Source organism: Streptomyces sp. NPDC034085 (assembly GCF_055575555.1).
The window spans coordinates 771397-787003 of sequence record NZ_JBVISL010000003.1; the positions used below are offsets into that span (position 1 = coordinate 771397).

A 15607-nucleotide genomic window follows, 5' to 3' on the forward strand; every position below is an offset into this window, starting at 1 on the left:
CGCCCCGCCCCCCCGGGCCGGCCCGGGGGGCGGGGAAAACGTGTTGCGGGCACCCGCGGGCGCGGGTGAAGCTCGGCCCATGTCACAGAGCCACCGGCAAGAGACCACCGACCAGCGGGAATCCGCGGACCCCCGGCACCGGCGCGGGGTCGCCGACCTGTTCTCCGGCGGGCGCCTCGTCGCCATCCCGCGCAGGGCCGCCCGGCGCGAGCAGCTGCTGGAGCACCTCAGCGAGACCCTGTTCGCGGTGGACCGGGAGTACTCCGAGCCCGAGGTGAACGACGCGCTGCGGACCGTCCACGAGGACTGTTCCGCCCTGCGCCGCTACCTGATCACCTCGGGCCGGCTCACCCGCACCCGGGACGGCAGCAGCTACCGGCGGGCCGTGACCACCCGGTAGTGGGTCGTCAGCCGGCCGTCCTCCCCCAGCACGTGGAAGGCGACGGCCGGCGGCTCGTCGAGGTGGACGTGGTGGGCGGGGTCCGCCTGCGCCTCCCACGGGAGCCGGAGCGTGGACACCACCCCGGGCGCCACGAGCAGCGGCCGGCCCGCGAAGGTGGTCGCCGCCGCGGTGTGGGCGTGCCCGCACAGGAAGGCGCGCAGGTGGGGGTGGCGCAGAGCCAGCGCCTCCAGGCGCTCCTCGCCGAACTGCCTGATGCCGTCCACGTACGGGGTGTGCAGCTCGACCGGCGGGTGGTGGAAGGCCACCAGCACCGGCACGTCCCGCGGGGTGCCGGCCAGGACGCCGTCGAGCCAGGCGAGGGTGGAGTCCGCCAGGTACCCCTGGTCCTCGCCGGGGACGGAGGAGTCGCACACCGCCAGGACGAAGCCCTCGCCGCGCAGCACCTGGTCGACGGGGGCGGCGGAGGGCTCGTCCTCACCCAGCAGGACCCGGCGGAAGGCGAGGCGCTCGTCGTGGTTGCCGGGACAGATCACCACCGGGTGCCGGGAGGCGAGCAGCCCGCGGGCCTCCTCGTACTCCTCGGGCCTGCCGTGATCGGCTATGTCCCCGCTGACCAGGACCGCCGCGAGCCCGTACGGGAGGCCGTCGAGGTACTCCATCACCGCGCGGGTGCGTTCGGCGGCCCGGCGGCCCCCGTCGAGGTGGACGTCACTGAGCTGCGCGATCACGATCACGGGCGGTGGCTCCTTCGTCGCCGGTACGGACCGGTCCCGGCCGGGCAGGCGACGATCGGTCACCGTGGCGTCGGGGGCGGTGCCTTCAATCTAACCGACGTGATCTTCGGCGGGCGAGGACCGGCGGCGAGCCCCCTGGTCGCCGGCGGACGGCACACCTCCGGTTGCGCGGAGCCCGGCCATGGGGTTCGTTCGAAGGGGGTGCCCGGGACGGGGTGAGCCACCGTGATCTTCACCGACCGTACGGACGCGGGACGGCGTCTCGCGGACGCGCTGCGTCACCTGCGGGGACGGGATCCCGTCGTGCTCGGGCTGCCGCGCGGCGGGGTGCCCGTGGCGCGTGAGGTGGCGCGGGCGCTGGACGCCGCCCTGGACGTCATCGTGGTGCGCAAGCTCGGGGTCCCGCACCACCGGGAGCTCGGGTTCGGCGCCATCGGCGAGGGCGGGGTGCGGATCATCAACGAGGACGTCGTCGGCCTCAGCCGCGCCTCCGCGCAGGAGCTCGCCGCGGTCGAGCGGGCCGAGGAGGCGGAACTGGAGCGCCGGGCGCGGCGGTTCCGCGAAGGGCGCCCGCGGGTACCGCTCGACGGCCGGACGGTGGTCGTGGTCGACGACGGGATCGCGACCGGTGCCACGGCGGCGGCCGCCTGCGAGATCGCCCGCGCGTCGGGCGCGGTGCGGGTCGTGCTGGCCGTGCCGGTGGCGCCGCCGGACGCGGTCGCCCGGCTGCGGGGGCCGGCGGACGAGGTGGTGTGCCTCTCGTCGCCGCCCGCCTTCCGCGCCGTCGGCGAGTGGTACCGGGACTTCACGCAGACGCCGGACGAGGAGGTGGTCGCCGTACTCGCCGAGGCGGCGGCCCGCGCGCAGCCGGAAACCGGGTGAGGGGCGCGCGGTCTCGTGATGGGATGGCCACGTCAAGATCGTCGAGGCCCGGTTTTCGCCGCCAGAGGAGTTCCGATGCACCTGCCCGCAGCCGTCCCCGCCCGCGCCTTCCGCCCGGGGGCGGCGGCATGAGCCGGGGCGTCCTGGTCACCGGCGCGTCCCGCGGCATCGGACGGGCCGTCGCCGCGGCGTTCGCCCGGCAGGGCGACCGCGTCGCCGTCCACTGTTCGACCCGGCACGCCGACGCCGAGCAGACCCTGGCGTCGCTGGAGGGCGAGGGCCACGTCCTGGTCGAGGGCGACCTCGCCGATCCGGCCCGCGTGGAGGCCCTGGCCGCGGAGGCCGCCGAAGCGCTCGGCGCGGTGGACGTGCTGGTCAACAACGCCGCCGCCATGGTCCGGCACCCGCTGCCGTCCACCTCGTACGCCGAGTGGCAGGAGGCCTGGCAGCGCACGGCCTCGGTGAACCTCTTCGGCGCCGCCAACCTCAGCTACTGCGTGGCCCGCCGGATGATCGACGGGGGGCGCGGCGGGCACATCGTGAACGTCGGCTCGCGCGGAGCGTTCCGGGGCGAGCCCGACCATCCGGCGTACGGCGCCACCAAGGCCGCCCTGCACGCCTTCGGCCAGTCCTTGGCCGTCTCCCTCGCTCCGCACGGGATAGCGGTGGCCTCGGTGGCACCGGGGTTCGTCGCCACCGAACGGGTCTCGGACCGGCTCGCCGGCGCGGAGGGCGAGGGGATCCGCGCCCAGAGCCCCTTCGGCAGGGTCGCGGCACCGGAGGAGATCGCCGCGGCCGTGCTGTACCTGGCGTCCCCGGCGGCGGTCTGGAGCTCGGGCACGGTGCTGGACGCCAACGGCGCCTCGTACCTGCGCACGTAGGCCTGCGGGCCGGCGCCCGGGTCCGTGGGCCTGCGGGTCGGCTACCGCGTACGAAGTCCTCAGGTCGGTCGACCGCGTACGAAGGCCTCAGGTCGGTCGACCGCGTAAGTGGGCCTGCGGCCCGGCTGCCGCGTACAAGGTCTGCGCGTCGGGCGATCGCATACCTGGCCTGCGGGCCCGGAGACCGCGTACATGGGCATGCGGCCCAGCTGCCGCCTACGTGGGCATGGGGGTCAGGCGGCCGCGTACATGGGCCTGTGGGTCGGGCAGCCGCATACGTGGGCATGGGGGTCAGGCAGCCGGACGTACATGGGCATGCGGCCCGACTGCCGCGTACATGGGCCTGCCGGGCCCGGAGACCGCGTACATGGCATGCGGCCCGGCTGCCGCGTACGACGGCCTGCGCGTCGGGCGACCGCGTGCCTGGGCCTGCGGCCCGGCGGCCGCCTACGTGGGCCAGCGCACCCGGCGACCGGTGCGTGGGCCTGCGGGCCCGGAGACCGGTGCCTGGCGTGGGGGCCCGGCGACCGCGTACCTGGGCCTGCCGGCCCGGCGTCCGCGTACGTGGGCTGCGGGCCGGCGGCCGCGTACAAGGCCTGCGGGTCAGGGGGGCCGTGTCGGGTCGCCGGGGTCAGCCCCGGTAGGCCTCCAGTAGGCGCAGCCAGACCTCGCTGACGGTCGGGAAGGCGGGCACCGCGTGCCACAGCCGGTCGAGCGGGACCTCGCCGACGACGGCGACGGTCGCCGCGTGCAGCAGTTCGGCGGCGCCCGGCCCCACGAAGGTGGCGCCCAGCAGCACCTGCCGGTCCAGGTCGACCACCATCCGCGCCCGGCCCCGGTAGCCGTCGGCGTACAGACCGGCGCCGGAGACCTTGCCGAGGTCGTAGTCGACGGCGCGGACCCGGTGGCCGGCCCGCTCCGCCTCGGCCAGGGTGAGGCCGACCGCCGCCGCCTCCGGATCGGTGAAGACGGCCTGCGTCAGGGCCTCGGTGTCGGCGGTGGCCGCGTGCGCGCCCCACCGGCCGGTGTCGGGGGCCGGGGCGCCCGGGCCGGCCGCCCGGGCGGCGATGGCGGCGCCCGCGATGCGGGCCTGGTACTTGCCCTGGTGGGTGAGGAGCGCGCGGTGGTTGACGTCCCCGACGGCGTACAGCCAGTCGTGGCCGGGGACCCGGCAGCTCTCGTCGACCCCGATCCAGTCGCCGGGGGTCAGCCCCACCGTGTCCAGCCCGATGTCCTCGGTGCGGGGCGCGCGGCCGGTCGCCATCAGCAGCTCGTCGCCCTCCAGCAGCTCGCCGCCCTCCAGGACCACCGTGACCGGGCCGGTCGGCCCGTCCCGTACGACCGCCTCGACCGCCACCCCGGTACGCACCACCGCGCCCGCCTCGGTCAGCGCCTCGGCGACGAGCTCGCCGGCGAAGGGCTCCATCCTGGGGAGCAGCCCGGCGCCCCGCACGAGGACGGTGACCCGGGAGCCGAGGGCCTGCCAGGCGGTGGCCATCTCGGCGGCCACCACGGAGCCGCCGACGATCAGCAGCCGGCCGGGCACCTGCCGGGCGGAGGTGGCCTCACGGCTGGTCCACGGGCCCGCCCCGGCGAGCCCGGGGAGGTCCGGGACCACGGCCCGGGTGCCGGTGGCGACGACCACGGCGTAGCGGGCCGACAGGACATGGTGGACGCCCTCGGGGCTGGTGACGGCGACCTTGCGGGTGCCGTAGAGGCGGCCGTGGCCCCGGTAGAGGTGGGCGCCGATGGAGTCGAGCCAGTCGGCCTGGCCGTCGTCCTTCCAGTGGCCCGTCCAGTAGTCGCGGTGCGCGAAGACCGCCTCGGCGTCGAGCGGCCCCCGGACGGAGTCCGCGAGCCCGGGAACGCGGCGGGCGTCGGCGCGGGCCAGCACCGGGCGCAGCAGGGCCTTGCTGGGGATGCAGGCCCAGTACGAGCATTCCCCGCCGACGAGCTCGCTCTCCACCAGGGCGGTGGTCAGCCCGGCGGCGCGGGTCCGGTCGACGACGTTCTCGCCGGCCGGGCCCCCGCCGAGCACCACGACGTCGTACTCCACGGCTTCGGTCATGCGGTCCAGTGTCACCGCTGTGCCGGGGCCGTGTCCGGCAATCTCAGGCCTCCGGCGTGCCGGGGGCCTCTCCGGGCTCCTGGGAGGCGGCTCCCGGCTCCTGGGAGGCGGCAATCTTCGCGCGGACCGCGTCCATGTCGAGCGCGCGGGCCTGCCCGATGAGGTCGGTCAGCGCGGCCTCCGGCAGCGCTCCGGGCTGCGCGAAGACGGCCACCTGGTCCCGGACGATCATCAGCGTCGGGATCGAGGTGATCTGGAAGGCAGCGGCCAGCTCCTGCTCTGCCTCGGTGTCCACCTTGGCGAAGACCAGATCGGGATTGGCCTGCGCGGCCTTCTCGTAGACGGGCGCGAACTGCAGGCAGGGCCGGCACCAGCCCGCCCAGAAGTCGATCAGCACGAACGGGTTCTCGCTGACCGTGCGGTCGAAGTTCTCCTTGGTGAGCTCCACGGTAGCCACGGTGTCCGGACCTCCTCGTTGCGGGTGTCCTGCTGGAACGAACGGGCGGCCCGGAGCATTCCGGACCCCTGCCGGACGGGTGAGGCCGCCCCTGGGTCGTGCCGTCAAAGTCCTAGAAGGGGTGGACGGGCGGGGTGGTGCGGGCGGTGGTCCAGCGCAGCTCGGTGAAGGCGTCCAGGTTGGCCTCGCCTCCGAACCGGGCCCCCGTACCGGAGGCGCCCACCCCTCCGAAGGGGGCCACCGCCTCGTCGTTCACGGTCTGGTCGTTGACGTGCGCGATCCCCGTCGGGATGCGCCGCGCCAGCTCCAGGCCGCGGGCCGCGTCGGCGGTGACGATGCCGAGGGAGAGCCCGTACGGGCCCGCCGAGGCCAGCTCCACCGCCTCGTCCTCGGTCGCGAAGGAGCGTACGGGGGCCACGGGGCCGAAGACCTCCTCGGCGTAGGCGGGGGTGTCGTCGGCCACGCCGGCCAGCACCGTCGGCCGGTAGAAGAGGTCCCGGTGGGTGCCGCCCGCGAGGAGCTTGGCGCCCCGTTCGAGGCTGGCCTCCACCAGGCCGTGGACCCGCTCCAGCTGGGTCCGGTCGAGCAGCGGGCCCAGGTGCACGCGCTCGCGGAAGGGGTCGCCGACCGCGAGGGCCTCCGCGCGGGCGGCGAGCCGCTCGACGTACTCGTCGTACAGCGAGGTGTGGACGAGGTGGCGCCCGGCGGTCATGCAGATCTGGCCCTGGTGGAAGAAGGAGCCCCAGGAGGCCTGCGCGACGGCGGCCTCGACGTCGGCGTCGGGGAGCACGACCAGGGCCGAGTTGCCGCCCAACTCCAGGTGCGCCCGCTTGAGGTGACGGCCCGCCAGTTCGGCGACGGCCCGGCCGGCGGCGGTGGACCCGGTGAAGGAGACCACGCGCACGCGCGGGTCGGCGACCACCGCGGCGCCCGTCCCGGCCCCGCCGGGCAGGACGTGCAGCAGCCCGGCCGGCAGTCCGGCCGCGGCGAAGACGGCGGCCAGGGCGAGGCCGCCGCTGACGGCGGTGCGGCGGTCCGGCTTGAGGAGGACCGCGTTGCCGAGCGCGAGGGCGGGGGCGACGGAGCGGATGGAGAGGATCAGCGGGGCGTTGAACGGGGCGACCACCCCGGCCACCCCCGCCGGGACGCGGCGGGTGAAGGAGAGCCGCGGCGCCTCGCTCTGCAGCACCTGCCCGGCCGGGCGCGACGCCAGCGCGGCGGCCTCGTAGCACTCCTGGGCGGCGACGTGCAGCTCGAAGTCCGCCTTGCCGGGTACCGAGCCCGACTCCCGGACGAGCCACTCCCGCAGCTCGTCCGCGTGCGCCGCGAACAGGTCCCCGGCCCGGCGCAGGACGGCAGCCCGATCCGGGTGGGTGGCCCGCGCCCAGTCGCGCTGCGCCGCCTGGGCCCGTACGGCGGCCTCGGCGACGTCGGCGGGGGCGGCGAGGTCGAGGGTGGCGAGGGTACGGCCGGTCGCGGGTTCGAGGACCGGGGCCGTGCCGCCGGTGAGGGTGGGTCCGTCCTGCCAGAGTGTCGGATCGAGCAGCGGCATGGCGGCGGGGCCTCCGGGTGGGGAAGGGCGGGCGGGGCGGGGGGGCGGCAGGCGCCATCGTGCCAGACCGGGGGCGTCATCTCTGTTCAGTTATTGGGCAGTTGAGGGGACCCCGTGACCGGAAATGATCGACGGGGTCCATGGCGGCCTGCCTCGTCAGCGCGCGAGGGCCGGCGCGATGCCCTGGCCGACGCCGCCCGCCACGCCCGGTCCCGTCAGCGCTCGAGGACCAGCGCGATGCCCTGGCCGACGCCGATGCACAGCGCCGCCATGCCGGTGCCCGAGCCAGCCGCCGCCAGCTGGTGCGCCACCGACCCCGCCAGCCGCGCGCCCGACGCCCCGAGGGGGTGGCCGATGGCGATGGCGCCGCCGCGCGGGTTGACCACGGTGGGGTCCAGCTCCGGCCAGGCGGCGAGACAGCCCAACGCCTGCGCCGCGAAGGCCTCGTTGAGCTCGAAGGCGGTCAGGTCCGCGAGGGTGCGGCCCGCCTTGGCGAGGGCCCGCTGCACGGCGTCGACGGGGCCGAGGCCGAAGAGCTGCGGCTCGATGCCGGTGACGGCGGAGGCGCTGATCCGGGCGAGCGGCTCGCGGCCCGTCGCGGCCAGACCCTCCTCGTCGGTGAGGAGCAGGGCGGCGGCGCCGTCGTTGAGGGGGGAGGCGTTGGCGGCCGTCACCGTGCCCGACCCGTCCGTCCGGAAGGCCGGCTTGAGCTTGGCGAGCGCCTCGGGGGTGGAGCCCTCCCGGATGCACTCGTCGCGGGCGAGCTCGATGCCGGGGTAGGGGACGACCTCGTCGTCGTACTGCCCGGCGGCCCAGGCGGCCGCGGCCTTGCGGTGGCTCTCCAGGGCGAAGGCGTCCTGCGCCTCACGGGTGATGCCGTGCTTCTCGGCGACGAGTTCGGCGCCCTCGCCGAGGGAGGCGGTCCAATCGGCGGGCATGCGGGGGTTGGTCATCCGCCAGCCGAGGGTGGTGGACCACATCTGCTGGTGCCCGGCGGGGAAGGCGCGCTCGGGCTTCTGCACCACCCAGGGGGCGCGGGTCATCGACTCGACGCCGCCGGCGATGGCGACGGAGGCGTCACCGAGGGCGATCGCACGGGCCGCCTGGATCACGGCTTCGAGGCCGGATCCGCAGAGGCGGTTGACGGTCACGCCGGGCACCGTCACCGGGAGGCCGGCCAGCAGCACCGCCATGCGGGCGACGTCGCGGTTGTCCTCGCCCGCGCCGTTGGCGTCACCGAAGACGACGTCGTCGATGCGGGCGGGGTCGAGGTCGGGCGTACGGTCCACGAGCGCGCGCACGACGTGCGCGGCGAGGTCGTCGGGGCGGACCCCGGCCAGGGCGCCGCCGAACTTGCCGATGGGGGTGCGGACGGCGTCGACGACGTAGACGTCGCGGACGGGGCGGATGCTCATGGGGGCTCTCCTGGGCGGCTCCGTGCGGTTCGGCGGCGGCCGGTGCCGGTGTGGGGCACCGGGACACCACCGGGCGCGCCCGGTGGGGCGCGCCCGCAGTTTCCGCTGCGGGGTCGGGGGGTGTCAACGGTGACCTTGCCGTTGCCCTGGCCGGGCGGGGTGCGGGCGCCCCGGCGGGCCGGTGTCGCCGTGACCGAGCGAGGGCCGTTGCCCTGGCAGGGCGGGGTGCGGGTGCCGGGTCCCGGTGAGGCCGTTGCCCGGGCCGGGCGGGGCGGGACCGCGGGTGTGAGGCCGTTGTCCTGGCCGGGCGGGGTGCGGTGCCCCGGTGGGGGCCGTTGCCCTTGCGCGGGGGCTGTGGGCGGGGTGCTGTGGGCCGGGGACGGGGGCGGGGTGGGGTGTCGTCCGGGACGGGCTTCGATGTTCGGCGCCTGTTCCGGGTCCGGCTGGTGTGCGGTACCGCGCGCCGAATTCATCTCGTTTTAGTCCCGGACGACACCCCACCCCGCCCCCGCCCCCTCCGTTGAGTGCCCGAGTCCCCTGCGGTGAGTGCTCTCGCCCCCCCGCCTGGCCGGCACAACCCAGCCCCGCCGGCGTTTGAGGCGCGGGGTCTGGGGCGGAGCCCCAGGTTTCTTCAGCCCCGCCGGCGTTTGAGGCGCGGGGCCGGGCAGGGGCGCGGGGTCAGGTCGAGTCGCGCGGCAGCGCCACGGCCGCCAGCAGATCCCGCCGCTCCCCGATCTCCGAAGGATCCCGTACCGCCCCGTCCACCAGTCCCGCCAGCCACTCCCCCGCCGGCAGCTCGATCCGCACCGTGCTCAGCCTCGGCCGCAGCAGCCGTCCGAGGAGCAGGTCGTCGGCGCCGATGACGGCCACGTCCCCCGGGATCCGCAGCCCCGCGTCCTGAAGGGCCCGCATCAGCAGCATGGCGTACTCGTCGTTGTAGGCGAACACCGCGTCCAGCCCCAGCGACCCCCACCGCGCCGCCAGCGCGGCGGCCGACTCCTCGGTGTAGGCCATCGGCAGCGGCCGGACCCGCGCCCCCGGCACCGACTCGGCGCCCGCCAGGCGGGGTGCCGAGAACAGCTCCAGGCCCGGCTCCCGGGGGACGACCACGCCGATCCGGTGGCGGCCGCGTTCCACGAGGTGCGCGGCGGCCCGCGCACCGACCTCCGCCTGGTCCATCACCAGCGCGTGCGCGCCCGGAACCGCGCGCGGCCCCATCGTGATCACCGCCCGCGCACCGGCCCGTCTGAGGGTGGCGACGTTCTGCGGGGAGAGGGTGATCTCCCCGAGGGAGATCACCGCCACGGGCCGCAGCTCGGCCCAGGCCCGGGTGGCTTCGTCGCCGCCGAGGCCGAGGCTGCCGTACTGGACCACGGTGTAGTCCAGCCGGCGCAGGGCCCATTGGAGTTCGTTGAGGAAATGGCTGTAGAGCGGCCCGGCCGGCACGTGCGAGGTGGGGAGCAGCACGATCCGGGTGTGGCCGGCGCGCAGGCTCCGGGCGGCGGCGTGCGGGACGTAGCCCAGCTCCTCGGCGGCCTCGCGGACCCTGCGCCGCGTCGGCTCGCTGATGCGTACGGCCTCCGCGTTGTTGAGGACGTACGAGACCGTCGCGCGCGAGACGCCCGCGAGCCGGGCGACGTCGGCGCTGGTCGGGGGCGTCGGCCTGGTCCGCCGGCTCGTCGGGTTCTCTGAGTCAGACATGGCCGTGGCATCTTTCCATCCCGATGCCGCACGGGGGCTGGCGGTTGGCCGGAAACGGGTGCTACACAGTGCTTACTCGTTTCACTAACACGTGTAACTCCTGCTTGCCCGACGTGCCGCCGCCCCTGCGCCACGGGGCGGTACGCACCCCTCCACCCTGCCCAGGAGGGCACCATGGCTCTTTCCTCCCGCGGCGCCGGCACCACCGCCGCCCCCTCCGACAGACCCGCTCCGGGGCGCGGCCTGCTGCCGTTGCTGCTCGTCGGCAACACCGCGATGTACGCCCTCTACATCGGCGTCGCCGGCATCCTGCTCGCGCTCCAGGTCGAGCGCGTGGACCCGGCCGCCAAGGTCGCCAACTTCGGCCTGATCGCGGGTGTTTCAGCCGTCTTCGCGACGGTCTTCAACCCCGTCGCCGGCGCCCTGTCCGACCGCACCGGCCGGCGCGATCCGTGGATCCTCGGCGGCGGGCTCGCCGCGGTGCCGGCGATGCTGCTGCTCGGCCTCGCCGACACGATCCTGCTGATCACCCTCGCCTGGTGCCTCGGGCAGGCCGTGATGAACGTCTACCAGGCCGCCCTCACCTCCGTCGTCCCGGACCGGGTGCCGGTGAGCGCCCGCGGCAAGGCCTCGGCCGCCGTCGGCCTGGGCCTGCCCTTCGGCTCCGTCCTCGGGGCCCTGGCCGGCGCTGCGTTCTCCGAGGACTTCCGCACCGGCTACCTCGTTTTCGGCGTGATCGTGGCGGGCGCGGCGGTCCTGTTCACCGCCTGCACGCGAGAGGACCGGCTCCCGGCGCGTGCGCCGCTGCCCGTCCGCGCACAGCTGGCCGCCTTCGCGAGCGCCCTGCGCGACCACGACTTCCGCTGGGCGTTCATCGGGCGGGCGCTGCTCGTCCTCGGCTATTTCGCGGTGAGTGGCTACCAGTTGTACATCCTCCAGGACCACACCGTGCTGCCCGCGGGAATGAGGGCGGAGGCGGCGGTGGCCGTGCTGATGCCGCTGACGAGCGTGGCGATGGTGCTCTCCACGGTGGTGGGCGGCTGGCTGTCGGACCGGCTCGACCGGCGCAAGCTGTTCGTGGGTGCCTCGGCCCTGCTGTCGGCGGTCGCGCTCGTGATCCCGGCCGTGTCGGCGAGCTGGGCCGCGATGCTCGTCTTCGCCGTGGTCAACGGGCTCGCGTTCGGCTGCTACATGGCCGTGGACACGGCGCTGGTGACGATGGTCCTTCCCGCGGCGGAGGACGCGGCACGGGACATGGGTGTTCTGAACATCGCGAACGCCGGGCCGCAGATCGTCGCACCGTTCGTCGCGTCCGTGGTCGTGTCGGCGAGCGGCGGGTACACCGCGCTGTTCGTCGTCGCCGCCCTGCTGGCAGTGGCGGGCGCACTGGCGGTACGGCCCGTCCGGGGCGTGCGGTAGGGGCTCCGGACGGCGGCCACGACGAGAAGCGCCCGGCGATCTGCCGCGCCCGGCCCTGCCCCGTCACCCTTGCGGGCGGGCCGGGTCAGCCGAACCAGACCACCAGGCGGACGTTCTCGTCGCCGTACTCGGCCGCCAGCGCGCGCATCGACGCCCACACCGGGCCCCAAGGACCGTCCGGCGGAACGTACATGCCCGCCGTGAGGACCACCGGACGGTACACGGCCCCGTTCAGGTGGACCTCGCCCCCGGGCGGCCACTCGGACGGGAACAGGTACTCCCCGAAGAGCTCCTCCGCCGCCTCGAGCACCTCCTCCGGCAGGTAGACCGTGCCCTGCCACGCCAGTGCGCCGTCCGGCCCCGGCCGCCACTCGCCCAGCAGGCTCCCGTCGGGGCCGTCGCAGAGCGGTGCGTCCCAGTCGACCGCCGCGATCTCGGCCCACGTCGCGTACGAGTGGCCGTGGCTCAGTTCGTCACTGACCTTCGGAACCTCTTCGCAGGCGTCCTCCGGCCACCCCCGCTGGTCGAACAGCGGCCGGTCCACGCAGAGGCCGTCGGAATAGCCGAACAGGCACTCGCGGGCGTACCGGGCCTTCCAGAGGTCGAAGTCGAGCAGATCGACCTCCATCTCCCAGCCCCCGCCCGCGGTGTAGGTCTCGATCACTCCGTCGATGTGCGTCCCCATGAACGGTCATGCTAGGTCGTGACGGGTTGGCCGGAGTGGACCCACCTCTCAAACCCGCGCCCGGAAAAGCCAGATGAGCGACAGCGCCCCCCTTGCTAGGGTGCGCCGATGTCATCGATCAGGCAGTTCCAAGTCACCTTCGACTGTGCGGAACCCGAGCGCGTCGCCCGCTTCTGGTGCGAGGTGCTGGGGTACGTCGTACCGCCGCCCCCGAAGGGGTTCTCCACGTGGGACGCATACGAGCGCTCCCAGACGCCCGAGGACCGGGGTTCGTGGTTCGCGTGCGGCGATCCCTCCGGTGTGGGCCCGCGACTGCTCTTCCTGCGCGTTCCCGAGGGCAAGGTCGTCAAGAACCGGGTGCATCTCGACGTGCGGGTCGGCACCGGGCTCGTGGGGGCGGAGCGCCTGGCCGCGCTCGAGGCGGAATGCACGCGCCTGGTCGCGCTCGGCGCTGTACGCGTGCGGCTCCTGGTCGCCGACGGGGTCAACGAGTCCTGCATCGTGATGCAGGACGTCGAGGGCAACGAGTTCTGCCTCGACTGATGCTCGCGGTGACCACCTGGCGCGCTCGTTCCGCCCCGGAAAGGGCTCTACCGAGCACGGTGGGCGTGAGTTCGAGTGTGACGGCTCGGGCCGGATGATCTGTCCGCGGTCTGGGTATCAAGCCAAGGGTGACCGGCGAGCGAGGGGGCGGGCTTCGCATGGGGGCGGCCGACGAGCAGCACCTTGAGGACGGGGAAGACTGGCTGACGAAGGACGAAGTCCGGAAGATCTGGCCGCAGATCAGGCCGGGCAGCATCAGGGCCGTGGCGCGGTCCAACAGCGTACGCACCTCGGCTGCGCCCTCGCCGGACCTGACCCGCGAGCCGACCTACCACGCGGCCGACGTACGCCGCGTGGCCGAGCGGATCGCCCGGGGTGAGGCCGATGTCGCGTCCTGGCAGCGCGCCGACTTCGAGGCTGCGCGCAACGACGCCACACCCGACCCACCGGTTCGGCAGCCCGTCAATTGGGGACCCGAGAACGTGCCGGGGCTGATCCTGCTGGCCATCGTCGTGGGGCTGTTCTTCTGGGGCCTGACCTCTCCCGACCACCACCACGGCACAGTAATCTACTACGTTCGCTGAGTGGGTTGACCAGCAGCTGCTCTATGGATCTTGGTGGCGGTCAGCGGCCCGCCGTCGTCACCCTCGCAGGTGGTCGCTGCGCCGGTGCCGGCGGTGCGGGCGCACAGCATGCCGTCACTCGGCTCCCGGCTCGGGCCCGTCGGGCGGGGTTCTGGCCAAGGGCAGGCTTCAGAACGGCGGGCAGTCGCTGTAACCCCGCGGCTCGGGTGCCGGAGCGTCGGCGCGCGGGCTGCGCAGCAGGGTGACGGCCTCCTCGGCGCGGCCCAGCTCCAGCAGCAGCGGGGCGAGGTCCTGACGGTGGTCCAGGCGGTCCGCTTCCAGGAGGGCGGCGGCCTCCTCCAGGCGCCCGCAGCAGGCCAGCAGGTGGGCCAGGCCTTCCGTCGCGTACGGCGTTGCCCCCTCGGCGTGCGCGCGGGCCGCTTGCTCCACCTCGTCCAGCCGTCCGCACGCCGCCATGAGGGGGCCGCGGAGCCGGAACAGCTCCCGTTCCTCCCCTTCCCGGCGGGCCTTGAGGGCGTCCAGGTGGGCGAGGCCCTCCGCGGCCCGGCCTTCGGCGGCGAACAGCCCGCACAGTACGCCGAGGACGTGGTCGTCGGAGCTGTCGTGCGCCCGCAGCACCTCGATGGCCTCGGGGCCCCGGCCGTGCCGGGCGAGCAGCTGCGCGAGCAGGACCGGCGGCTGCGGCCACCGCTCGCGCTCCGCGTGCCGGCGGTAGGCCTCGACCGCGCCGGTCACGTCGCCCCGGGCCTCCAGCAGCTCCGCCAGTTCGGTCACCGCCTCCAGCCGGTCGCCGCCCGCCGCGTGGGCGCGGAGTTCGTCGATGCGGTCGTGCCGCGCCAGCAGTCCGGCCAGCGGGTCGCGGCCGTCGACCGGGGCGGAGCCGTACGTACGCAGCACCTCGACCGCCTCGTCGGTGCGGCCCTGGCGCTCGCGTACGGAGGCCAGGAGGGCCACGGCGTTGAACGGTCCCGCGCGGCGCACCTTGCACTCCGGGCTGCCGCACCGGGCGCACGGGTCCGTCGGCGCGATCCGGGCCGTCAGCAGTTCCGCGACCTCGTCGCCCCGGCCCAGGCCGACTGCCACGTCGGCCAGCGCCTCGGCGAGCTGCCCGTCCTCGATGTGCGGCAGCAGCAGCGCGTACGCCTCCTCGCCCCGGCCGTGGCGGTCCAGCAGCGGCGCCAGCTCGCGCAGTGCGGACCGTTCCCCGTCCCGGGTGAAGGGGCGCAGCAGGCTGATGGCCTCCTCGCCCCGGCCGGCCGCTTCCAGCACCCGGGCGGTCTCCTCGGCCGCGGTGACCCAGCCCGTCCCGACGTACGGGGCCAGGACAGCGAGGGCCTCATCCGTTTCGCCCCGCCGGGCGAGGTGCCGCGCCCAGGCGCGGGCGCAGAACCAGTCGCCGTCTTCCGCCAGGGCCTGCGCCCGTACGACGTCCGCGTGCCCGAGGGCGAGGAGGCGGTCGACCAGGGCGGGCGGGACGCATTCGTCGTGCGTGCGGGTCCGGCGGTCGAGCAGGGCAGCGTCCATGATCGGCACCCTAGCGGCGGAACCCGGAGGACCGTGCCTCAGCTGACGGCCGTGACCGTCAGCACCGCGACCGCGGCCATCGCCGCCTGGGTGTCGCGGATGGCCTGCCGGACGCTCGTGGCCGCCCACTGGCCTTCGGCGACCTCCGCCATCCGCGCGGTGACCCGCTTGCGTTCGCCGTCGGGGAAGGCCAGCGCGTGCAGCTTGGCGGCGTGGATCAGCGCGATGAGGCCGGCCGTCCGCGTATCGGGCTCCGCGCCGTCCAGTACGACGGCGCGGAGCCGGTCTCGCAGCTCGCGCTCGACCGTGCCGTCGGCCTCCGGGTAGCGGCGTACCGGGAACATGCCGAGCACCTTGCGCTTCTCCTCGGCGACCACGCCCCGCCGGCAGAGGACCTCCACGGCCGCCGCGACGGCCTTGGGCTGGTCGTGGGCCAGCCAGTCCGTCGCCCGGCGCCGGCCGCGCCCCCGCAGCCAGGTGGCCATCAGTGCCGCCCGGCCGTCGAGGAGCGGCTCCCCGGTCGGCGTCGTGTCCGTCACCTCGAGGCGCTCGCCGGTGACGGAGACCCGGCCCGCCAGGACCAGTTCGAGCAGAATGCCTCCCGCCACGGCCCAGCCGGCCGCCTGCCGCTGCTGTGCCGAGCCGGACTCGTCGTCCAGGGACAGCAGCACGATCTCCTCGGCCAGCGTGACCGCCATACCATTACCCCCGCGCGCTCGTTGATCAGCCTCTCGGCAGGAGGACGCTCCGCGTCCGGGA

At 75.1% G+C, this 15607-nt stretch carries 14 protein-coding genes and 1 pseudogene; 6 read left to right on the top strand and 9 right to left on the bottom strand.

All coding sequences use genetic code 11. The annotated features are described in order from the left end of the window. Positions 1 to 79 precede the first annotated feature (79 nt). Complete coding sequence (locus ACZ501_RS13785) at positions 80 to 400, top strand: DUF2087 domain-containing protein (RefSeq protein ID WP_361597338.1); 321 nt, start codon at positions 80 to 82, stop codon at positions 398 to 400. Here ACZ501_RS13785 and ACZ501_RS13790 read toward each other — a convergent pair. After that, complete coding sequence (locus tag ACZ501_RS13790) at positions 373 to 1137, bottom strand: metallophosphoesterase (protein ID WP_361597340.1); 765 nt, start codon at positions 1135 to 1137, stop codon at positions 373 to 375. The two genes, ACZ501_RS13785 and ACZ501_RS13790, sit on opposite strands and share 28 nt — an antisense overlap. A 225-nt stretch (positions 1138 to 1362) precedes the next feature. Between ACZ501_RS13790 and ACZ501_RS13795 the strand changes: the two are divergent. Further along, positions 1363 to 2001: pseudogene (locus ACZ501_RS13795) on the top strand (phosphoribosyltransferase); the annotation flags it as partial. 146 nt (positions 2002 to 2147) lie between these two features. Then, positions 2148 to 2900 (top strand): SDR family NAD(P)-dependent oxidoreductase, encoded by a 753-nt coding sequence (locus ACZ501_RS13800; RefSeq protein ID WP_361597343.1) that lies wholly within the window; start codon positions 2148 to 2150, stop codon positions 2898 to 2900. A gap of 631 nt (positions 2901 to 3531) precedes the next feature. Here the strand turns inward: ACZ501_RS13800 and ACZ501_RS13805 are convergent. The 5 genes from ACZ501_RS13805 to ACZ501_RS13825 all read right to left on the bottom strand — a co-directional run bounded on the left by ACZ501_RS13805 (position 3532) and on the right by ACZ501_RS13825 (position 10093). Then, positions 3532 to 4968: a dihydrolipoyl dehydrogenase family protein gene (locus ACZ501_RS13805; RefSeq protein WP_468795124.1), complete on the bottom strand. Its 1437-nt coding sequence runs from the start codon at positions 4966 to 4968 to the stop codon at positions 3532 to 3534. Positions 4969 to 5011: 43 nt separating this feature from the next. Further along, a complete protein-coding gene (locus ACZ501_RS13810) occupies positions 5012 to 5425 on the bottom strand; it encodes a thioredoxin family protein (RefSeq protein WP_361610857.1) in 414 nt (137 codons plus the stop codon). A 112-nt stretch (positions 5426 to 5537) separates the two neighbouring features. Further along, on the bottom strand, positions 5538 to 6977 hold the full coding sequence (locus tag ACZ501_RS13815; RefSeq protein ID WP_468795127.1) for an aldehyde dehydrogenase family protein: 1440 nt from the start codon (positions 6975 to 6977) through the stop codon (positions 5538 to 5540). 215 nt (positions 6978 to 7192) lie between these two features. Then, a complete protein-coding gene (locus ACZ501_RS13820; RefSeq protein ID WP_362455958.1) occupies positions 7193 to 8392 on the bottom strand; it encodes a thiolase family protein in 1200 nt (399 codons plus the stop codon). A gap of 678 nt (positions 8393 to 9070) precedes the next feature. Further along, entirely contained in the window at positions 9071 to 10093 is a 1023-nt protein-coding gene (locus tag ACZ501_RS13825; protein ID WP_468795132.1) for a LacI family DNA-binding transcriptional regulator, read from the bottom strand. Positions 10094 to 10267: 174 nt separating this feature from the next. On the opposite strand from ACZ501_RS13825, the gene ACZ501_RS13830 reads away from it, so the two are divergent. Then, positions 10268 to 11512 (top strand): MFS transporter, encoded by a 1245-nt coding sequence (locus tag ACZ501_RS13830; protein WP_468795135.1) that lies wholly within the window; start codon positions 10268 to 10270, stop codon positions 11510 to 11512. 85 nt (positions 11513 to 11597) lie between these two features. On the opposite strand, the gene ACZ501_RS13835 is transcribed toward ACZ501_RS13830, so the two are convergent. Next, positions 11598 to 12197 carry a hypothetical protein gene (locus tag ACZ501_RS13835; RefSeq protein WP_468795138.1) on the bottom strand — a complete coding sequence of 200 codons (600 nt, stop codon included), beginning with the start codon at positions 12195 to 12197 and terminating at the stop codon, positions 11598 to 11600. Between the two features lie 108 nt (positions 12198 to 12305). Between ACZ501_RS13835 and ACZ501_RS13840 the strand changes: the two genes are divergently transcribed. Continuing rightward, positions 12306 to 12740, top strand: a complete 435-nt coding sequence (locus ACZ501_RS13840; RefSeq protein ID WP_361608252.1) for a VOC family protein — start codon at positions 12306 to 12308, stop codon at positions 12738 to 12740. Between the two features lie 128 nt (positions 12741 to 12868). Continuing rightward, on the top strand, positions 12869 to 13324 hold the full coding sequence (locus ACZ501_RS13845; protein ID WP_468795141.1) for a hypothetical protein: 456 nt from the start codon (positions 12869 to 12871) through the stop codon (positions 13322 to 13324). Positions 13325 to 13492: 168 nt separating this feature from the next. Here the strand turns inward: ACZ501_RS13845 and ACZ501_RS13850 are convergent, their stop codons facing one another. Together ACZ501_RS13850 and ACZ501_RS13855 are read right to left on the bottom strand one after the other, a co-directional pair. Next, the gene (locus ACZ501_RS13850; protein WP_468795144.1) at positions 13493 to 14848 is read right to left on the bottom strand and encodes a tetratricopeptide repeat protein; all 1356 of its coding nucleotides are present in this window, start codon (positions 14846 to 14848) and stop codon (positions 13493 to 13495) included. Positions 14849 to 14886: 38 nt separating this feature from the next. Beyond that, positions 14887 to 15546 carry a GOLPH3/VPS74 family protein gene (locus ACZ501_RS13855; protein WP_468795147.1) on the bottom strand — a complete coding sequence of 220 codons (660 nt, stop codon included), beginning with the start codon at positions 15544 to 15546 and terminating at the stop codon, positions 14887 to 14889. Positions 15547 to 15607: the final 61 nt, after the last annotated feature.

Bases quoted from the DNA above. Each gene is read 5' to 3' on its own strand.
- ACZ501_RS13830 (WP_468795135.1), top strand. From the start codon at position 10,268: ATGGCTCTTTCCTCCCGCGGCGCCGGCACCACCGCCGCCCCCTCCGAC.
- ACZ501_RS13800 (WP_361597343.1), top strand. From the start codon at position 2,148: ATGAGCCGGGGCGTCCTGGTCACCGGCGCGTCCCGCGGCATCGGACGG.
- ACZ501_RS13805 (WP_468795124.1), bottom strand. From the start codon at position 4,968: ATGACCGAAGCCGTGGAGTACGACGTCGTGGTGCTCGGCGGGGGCCCG.
- ACZ501_RS13850 (WP_468795144.1), bottom strand. From the start codon at position 14,848: ATGGACGCTGCCCTGCTCGACCGCCGGACCCGCACGCACGACGAATGC.
- ACZ501_RS13820 (WP_362455958.1), bottom strand. From the start codon at position 8,392: ATGAGCATCCGCCCCGTCCGCGACGTCTACGTCGTCGACGCCGTCCGC.
- ACZ501_RS13855 (WP_468795147.1), bottom strand. From the start codon at position 15,546: ATGGCGGTCACGCTGGCCGAGGAGATCGTGCTGCTGTCCCTGGACGAC.
- ACZ501_RS13785 (WP_361597338.1), top strand. From the start codon at position 80: ATGTCACAGAGCCACCGGCAAGAGACCACCGACCAGCGGGAATCCGCG.
- ACZ501_RS13835 (WP_468795138.1), bottom strand. From the start codon at position 12,197: ATGGGGACGCACATCGACGGAGTGATCGAGACCTACACCGCGGGCGGG.
- ACZ501_RS13840 (WP_361608252.1), top strand. From the start codon at position 12,306: ATGTCATCGATCAGGCAGTTCCAAGTCACCTTCGACTGTGCGGAACCC.
- ACZ501_RS13825 (WP_468795132.1), bottom strand. From the start codon at position 10,093: ATGTCTGACTCAGAGAACCCGACGAGCCGGCGGACCAGGCCGACGCCC.
- ACZ501_RS13815 (WP_468795127.1), bottom strand. From the start codon at position 6,977: ATGCCGCTGCTCGATCCGACACTCTGGCAGGACGGACCCACCCTCACC.